The sequence below is a fragment of the Methylibium sp. genome (genome assembly GCF_013817365.1).
In the GTDB taxonomy this organism is placed as follows: Bacteria; Pseudomonadota; Gammaproteobacteria; order Burkholderiales; family Burkholderiaceae_C; genus Methylibium.
The window spans coordinates 1-6,386 of record NZ_JACDCU010000233.1 but is presented as its reverse complement, the minus strand read 5'-3'; the positions used below and the strand labels follow the sequence as shown (position 1 = coordinate 6,386).

The window sequence follows — 6,386 nt, the reverse complement described above, 5'->3', positions numbered from 1 at the left end:
AAGAATGCTGAAAGATGTCTTATATAAAACAGAGGAGCTTTGACGCTTCGAAGCCAGCCGCCTAGACTTGCTTCTACACTTGGCGCTCAGCGGCGGCCTCGTCGCAACGCTCGCCCCGCCACCCCGATTCCCAACTTTCCGGAGCTTCTCCATCATGAGCAAGACACCCGTCCGTGTGGCCGTCACCGGTGCCGCTGGCCAGATCGGCTATGCACTGCTGTTTCGCATCGCCTCGGGCGAGATGCTCGGCAAAGACCAGCCCGTCATCCTGCAGTTGCTGGAAGTCCCCGACGAGAAGGCGCAGAAGGCTCTCAAGGGCGTGATGATGGAACTCGAGGACTGCGCCTTTCCGCTGCTGGCCGGCATGCAGGCGCACGGCGATCCGATGACCGCATTCAAGGACACGGACTACGCCCTGCTCGTCGGTTCGATGCCCCGCAAAGCGGGCATGGAACGTTCGGAACTGCTGTCCATCAATGGCAAGATCTTCATCGGCCAGGGCAAGGCGCTCAATGCCGTGGCAAGCCGCAATGTCAAGGTTCTGGTCGTCGGCAATCCGGCCAACACCAATGCCTACATCGCGATGAAGAGCGCTCCCGACCTGCCGCGCAACAACTTCACCGCCATGCTGCGCCTCGACCACAACCGTGCGCTGAGCCAGGTGGCCGCCAAGATCGGCAAGCCCGTGGCGAGCATCGAGAAGATGGCGGTGTGGGGCAACCACTCGCCGACGATGTACGCGGACTATCGCTTCGCCATTGCCGACGGCAAGGCGGTGAAGGACATGATCAACGATCAGGTCTGGAACAAGGACACCTTCCTGCCCACCGTGGGCAAACGCGGCGCGGCGATCATCGACGCGCGCGGCCTTTCGAGCGCCGCCTCGGCTGCCAACGCCGCCATCGATCACATGCGCGACTGGGCGCTGGGCACGCAAGGCAAATGGGTGACGATGGGTGTGCCGAGCCATGGCGATTACGGCATTCCGAAGGACGTGATGTTCGGCTTTCCGGTCACCACCGAGGCCGGCGAGTACAAGCTCGTCGAAGGTCTGGAGATCGACGCCTTCTCGCGGGAGCGCATCGACCTCACGCTCAAGGAATTGCTGGAAGAGCAGGACGGCGTCAAGCACCTGCTCTGACAACGAGGACTTGCGCCTCATTTTCCGGTTTCGTCCTCGGTCGGCGCGCGCGCGTTCTCTCTGCGCCGATCCGGGTTGACGCTCGCGCACAGGACACTTGCCCATGAACGCTCGAACCGCCGGCTCAGCCGGCGCCCGCTTTCGCGAGGCCCTGAAAGCCGAAACGCCGCTGCAGATCGTCGGCGCTATCAACGCCAACCACGCGCTGCTGGCCGAGCGCGCGGGCTACCGGGCGATCTACCTGTCGGGCGGCGGCGTGGCCGCGGGCTCGCTCGGCCTGCCCGATCTCGGCATCAACACGCTCGATGACGTGCTCACCGACATCCGGCGCATCACCGACGTGTGCGAGCGGCCCTTGCTGGTCGACATCGACACGGGCTTCGGGCCCAGCGCCTTCAACATCGCGCGCACCGTCAAAAGCCTGATCAAGTTCGGAGCTGCGGCCTGCCACATCGAGGACCAGGTCGGCGCGAAGCGTTGCGGCCACCGACCCGGCAAGGAGATCGTCTCGAAGCAGGAGATGGCCGACCGCGTCAAGGCCGCAGCCGACGCGAAGACCGATGCCGACTTCTTCCTCATCGCGCGCACCGATGCCATTCAGGCCGAGGGCGTGGACGCAGCGATCGAGCGCGCCATCGCATGCGTCGAGGCCGGCGCCGATGGCATCTTCGCGGAGGCGGCCCACGACTTGCCGACCTACCGCCGCTTCGTGGAAGCCGTGAAGGCGCCCGTGCTGGCCAACATCACCGAGTTCGGTCAGACGCCGCTGTTCACCGTCGATGAATTGCGCAGCGCCGACGTGGCGATGGTGCTCTACCCGCTCAGCGCGTTTCGCGCGATGAACAAGGCGGCCGAGGCGGTGTACACGGCCATCCGCCGCGACGGCACGCAGAAGAACGTGGTCGACACGATGCAAACGCGCGACGAGCTCTATGAGCGCATCGGCTATCACCGCCACGAACAGCATCTCGATGCGCTGTTCTCGGGGAAGAAATAAAACGCGGGGAGCCCAACATGAGCGAAACAGCGTCAGGCGCGTCCGCCGCCACACCGGCCAACGCAAGCGGCCCAAAGATCAAGAAGTCGGTCGCGCTGTCCGGCGTGGCCGCTGGCAACACGGCGCTGTGCACCGTGGGCCGTACCGGCAACGACCTTGCGTACCGCGGCTACGACATCCTCGATATCGCTGAGACCAGCGAGTTCGAGGAAATCGCCCATTTGCTGGTTCACGGCAAGCTGCCGACCACTGCCGAACTGGCAGCCTACAAACTGAAGCTGAAGTCGCTGCGCGGCCTGCCGGCCGCACTGAAGAGCGCACTCGAAGCGCTGCCCGCCAGCAGCCACCCGATGGACGTAATGCGCACCGGCGTGTCGGTGCTCGGCTGTCTGCTGCCGGAAAAGGACGACCACAACCATCCCGGCGCGCGCGACATCGCCGACCGGCTGCTCGCCGGTCTGGGCGGGGTGCTGCTGTATTGGTACCACTGGAGCCACAACGGCCGGCGCATCGAGGTCGAGACCGAAGATGACTCCATCGGCGGACATTTCCTGCATCTGCTGCACGGCACGCCGCCGAGCGAGCTCTGGGTGCGCGCGATGCACACCTCGCTTAATCTTTATGCCGAACACGAGTTCAATGCCTCGACCTTCACCGGCCGCGTGATCGCCGGCACCGGCAGCGACCTTTATTCGGCCGTCACCGGTGCCATCGGTGCACTGCGCGGGCCCAAGCACGGCGGCGCCAACGAGGTCGCCTTCGATATCCAGAATCGCTACGACACGCCCGACGCGGCCGAGGCCGACATCCGCGCGCGGGTCGAACGCAAGGAAGTGGTGATCGGCTTCGGCCACCCCGTCTATACCGTCAGCGACCCACGCAACAAGGTCATCAAGGAAGTGGCCGAGCGCCTGTCGCGCGACGCCAACAACCTGAAAATGTTCGCTATCGCCGAGCGGCTTGAAGCGGTGATGTGGGATGCCAAGAAGATGTTCCCCAACCTCGACTGGTTCAGCGCGGTCAGCTATCACATGATGGGCGTGCCGATGGCCATGTTCACCCCGCTGTTCGTGATCTCGCGCACATCGGGCTGGGCAGCTCACGTCATCGAGCAGCGAATCGACGGCAAGATCATTCGCCCCAGCGCCAACTACGTGGGGCCCAACGATCAGGTCTTCGTGCCGATCAACGAGCGCCGCTGAGACTTAACGCACGCGCCGCGCCAGCGCCGGAAGCACTTTGCAACGCCTCTGGCCCCAGGCAACTCCAAGAATCCAAGCTCCACTTCCGCTTTGGAGCCTTTCATGCACTCGATCCCCGCCCTGTCCCTGTCGCTGCTTACCGCCGGCCTGCTGGCGGCGAGTCCCTTGGCTTTGGCTCAGACGACGAAGGCCGTGCCGATCGAGCAGGTCGCAACGGTGAGCCCCGCCAAGAAGGCCGCCTCGCCCTCGAGCAAGCAGTTGCAGTCCGATGCCCAGGCTCCGGACGACGCGAACGAATCGCTGACGGAACAGCAGGTTGCACTCAGCAGCCGCGTGCTGACCGGCACCGCGCAGTGCGAGTTCAATCAAAGTGTGAGCGTCGATGCAATGCTCGACAAGCCGGGCCACTTCCGCGTCGCTTTTCAGAAGGCGACCTACACCATGACGCCGCGCGAAACCTCGACCGGCGCCGTGCGCCTCGAGGATCAACGCAACGGCATCGTGTGGCTGCAGATCCCGGTCAAATCGATGATGATGAATCACAAGGTCGGCCAGCGCATGGTCGACGGCTGCACGCACGCCGAGCAGCGCGCCGCCGTCGCAGCCGTCAAGGCGGCTGCCAGATAAAGTCCCGCTCCGCATTCCGAGGCCTCATGTCCGCACCGATCTCGAACGTCCGCCCCAAGCCCGATCAGGTTCTCGTCGACATCGTCGACTACGTCGCCAAGTACAAGATCAAGAGCGCGCTCGCGTATGACACCGCGCGCAACTGCCTGATCGATACCCTGGGCTGCGGACTCGAGGCGCTCGAATACCCGGCCTGCACCAAGCTGCTCGGACCGGTGGTGCCCGGCACGGTCGTGCCCCACGGGGCGAAAATACCCGGCACGCAGCATCAACTCGATCCGATTCAAGCCGCCTTCAACATCGGCACGATGATCCGCTGGCTCGACTTCAACGACACCTGGCTGGCCGCCGAATGGGGCCACCCGAGCGACAACCTCGGCGGCATCCTGGCCGCGGCCGACTGGCTCTCGCGCAATGCCATCGCGGCCGGCAAGAAACCGCTGGTCATGAAGGACGTGCTCACGGCGATGATCAAGGCCCACGAGATCCAGGGCTGCATTGCGCTGGAGAACTCGTTCAACAAGGTCGGCCTCGATCACGTGGTGCTGGTCAAGGTGGCCTCCACCGCGGTCGTCGCGGAGATGATGGGGCTCACGAAGGACGAAATCCTCAACGCCGTGTCGCTGGCCTGGGTCGATGGCCAGTCGCTGCGCACCTATCGGCATTCGCCGAACACCGGTTCACGCAAGAGCTGGGCGGCCGGAGACGCCACCTCGCGCGCAGTGCGCCTGGCGCTGATCGCGAAGTCGGGCGAGATGGGCTATCCCTCGGTGCTTTCGGCAAAGACCTGGGGCTTCTACGATGTGCTCTTCAAGGGCCAGCCGTTCAAGTTCCAGCGGCCCTACGGCAGCTACGTCATGGAGAACGTGCTGTTCAAGATCAGCTTCCCGGCCGAGTTCCATTCGCAGACGGCGGTGGAAGCGGCGATGACCTTGCATGCGCAACTCGGCAAGGCCGGCAAGACAGTCGATGACATTAAAAAGCTCAGCATACGCACTCATGAAGCCTGCATCCGCATCATCGACAAGAAGGGCCCGCTCGATAACCCGGCCGATCGCGACCACTGCATTCAATACATGGTCGCAGTGCCGCTGATCTTCGGGCGGCTCAGAGCGGCCGACTACGAGGACAGCGTCGCTTCCGACAGGCGCATTGATACGCTGCGCGACAAGATCGAGTGCGTGGAAGACAAGGCCTTCACCAAGGACTATCACGACCCCGAGAAGCGCTCGATCGCCAATGCCCTGACCATCGAGTTCAAGGACGGCAAGAAGCTGAAAGAAGTGGTTGTCGAGTACCCCATCGGCCACAAGCGCCGCCGCAAGGACGGTATCCCCCTGCTCGAGGCCAAGTTCCGCGTCAACCTGGCGCGCCGCTTTCCGCCGAAGCAGCAGGACGCGATTCTCGACGTGAGCCTCGATCAGAAGGCGCTCGAGGCGATGCCCGTTCACGAGTACGTCGATCTATACGTGATCTGACCCTTCGCGCAACGTGCGCGGCCCTTGAATACGCGGGAAGCGGTATGTAGAATCCGTGCATACTTTCCCCGAATGAACTAGGAGCCGCCATGGAAGCCACCGTTGCCGAACGTGGGCAGATCACGTTGCCCAAGGCCGTGCGAGACGCGCTCGGCCTGACCAAGGGCACGCAGCTCAAGGTCGAACTCGATGGCGGGCGCATCATCCTGCGCAAGAACGTCGACGACGCCATCTCGCGCTTGCGTGGACGCTTCAAACTCGACGGCTTCGCCAACACGGACGAGGCGATGCGCGCCATTCGCGGCCGCGCCCCGGGCGACCCCTACCCCTCGCCGGAGGACGACGGCAAGTGATTGCCGTCGATTCCTCCGTGCTGATCGATCTCCTCGGCGAGGATCCCTGGGCTGAAGCTGCGACCAGCGCTGTGCGCGACGCCCTGCACCTCGGCCCCGTGGTGATCTGCGACGTGGTGCTGGCGGAGGTGTGCACGGCCTTCAAGCACGGCAGCGACGTGCTGCCCTATCTGGAAGACGCTGGCCTGGGCTACCTGCCGACCGAAGCGAAGTCCGCACTGCGCGCCGGCGAGATGCAGCGCCGCTACCGCCAGCGTGGCGGAGTGCTAAGGCGCACAGTGCCGGACTTCCTCGTCGGCGCCCACGCGCTACTGCAATGCAACGCCCTCATCACCCGCGACGCCGGCTTCTTCCGCGACTACTTCAAGGGCTTGAAGGTCATCGAACCGCGAGCCGCCTGAGTCGTCTCTCTTCCCTTAACCACCCACATTCCGAGGTCCGCATGGCCCACGCTTTCCAAAACACCCAGAAGAGCTTCAAGACCGCCTCCGGCACCACCGGCAAGTTCTTCTCGCTACCCGAACTCGCCAGGCAGTTCCCCAACGTGAGCCGGCTTCCGGTGTCGATGCGCATCGTGCTCGAAAGCGT

At 64.1% G+C, this 6,386-nt stretch carries 7 protein-coding genes; all 7 read left to right on the top strand.

What is annotated here, in order from left to right; genetic code table 11:
• The first annotated feature begins 154 nt into the window (after positions 1 to 154).
• The 7 genes from H0W38_RS14060 (at position 155) to H0W38_RS14030 (ending at position 6,199) form a co-directional block, all read left to right on the top strand.
• A complete protein-coding gene (locus tag H0W38_RS14060; protein WP_292455103.1) occupies positions 155 to 1,141 on the top strand; it encodes a malate dehydrogenase in 987 nt (328 codons plus the stop codon).
• 103 nt (positions 1,142 to 1,244) lie between these two features.
• Positions 1,245 to 2,138: a methylisocitrate lyase gene (gene prpB, locus H0W38_RS14055; RefSeq protein ID WP_292455101.1), complete on the top strand. Its 894-nt coding sequence runs from the start codon at positions 1,245 to 1,247 to the stop codon at positions 2,136 to 2,138.
• Positions 2,139 to 2,155: 17 nt separating this feature from the next.
• A complete protein-coding gene (gene prpC, locus H0W38_RS14050) occupies positions 2,156 to 3,340 on the top strand; it encodes a 2-methylcitrate synthase (protein ID WP_292455099.1) in 1,185 nt (394 codons plus the stop codon).
• Between the two features lie 102 nt (positions 3,341 to 3,442).
• Entirely contained in the window at positions 3,443 to 3,967 is a 525-nt protein-coding gene (locus tag H0W38_RS14045) for a hypothetical protein (protein WP_292455096.1), read from the top strand.
• Between the two features lie 26 nt (positions 3,968 to 3,993).
• On the top strand, positions 3,994 to 5,445 hold the full coding sequence (locus H0W38_RS14040; RefSeq protein WP_292455095.1) for a bifunctional 2-methylcitrate dehydratase/aconitate hydratase: 1,452 nt from the start codon (positions 3,994 to 3,996) through the stop codon (positions 5,443 to 5,445).
• 89 nt (positions 5,446 to 5,534) lie between these two features.
• Positions 5,535 to 5,798 (top strand): AbrB/MazE/SpoVT family DNA-binding domain-containing protein, encoded by a 264-nt coding sequence (locus H0W38_RS14035; protein ID WP_292455094.1) that lies wholly within the window; start codon positions 5,535 to 5,537, stop codon positions 5,796 to 5,798.
• The gene (locus H0W38_RS14030) at positions 5,795 to 6,199 is read left to right on the top strand and encodes a type II toxin-antitoxin system VapC family toxin (RefSeq protein ID WP_292455093.1); all 405 of its coding nucleotides are present in this window, start codon (positions 5,795 to 5,797) and stop codon (positions 6,197 to 6,199) included. The genes H0W38_RS14035 and H0W38_RS14030 overlap by 4 nt, the downstream gene beginning before the upstream one ends.
• Positions 6,200 to 6,386 lie beyond the last annotated feature (187 nt).

Bases quoted from the DNA above. Each gene is read 5' to 3' on its own strand.
- H0W38_RS14060 (WP_292455103.1), top strand. From the start codon at position 155: ATGAGCAAGACACCCGTCCGTGTGGCCGTCACCGGTGCCGCTGGCCAG.
- H0W38_RS14045 (WP_292455096.1), top strand. From the start codon at position 3,443: ATGCACTCGATCCCCGCCCTGTCCCTGTCGCTGCTTACCGCCGGCCTG.
- prpC (WP_292455099.1), top strand. From the start codon at position 2,156: ATGAGCGAAACAGCGTCAGGCGCGTCCGCCGCCACACCGGCCAACGCA.
- H0W38_RS14035 (WP_292455094.1), top strand. From the start codon at position 5,535: ATGGAAGCCACCGTTGCCGAACGTGGGCAGATCACGTTGCCCAAGGCC.
- prpB (WP_292455101.1), top strand. From the start codon at position 1,245: ATGAACGCTCGAACCGCCGGCTCAGCCGGCGCCCGCTTTCGCGAGGCC.
- H0W38_RS14040 (WP_292455095.1), top strand. From the start codon at position 3,994: ATGTCCGCACCGATCTCGAACGTCCGCCCCAAGCCCGATCAGGTTCTC.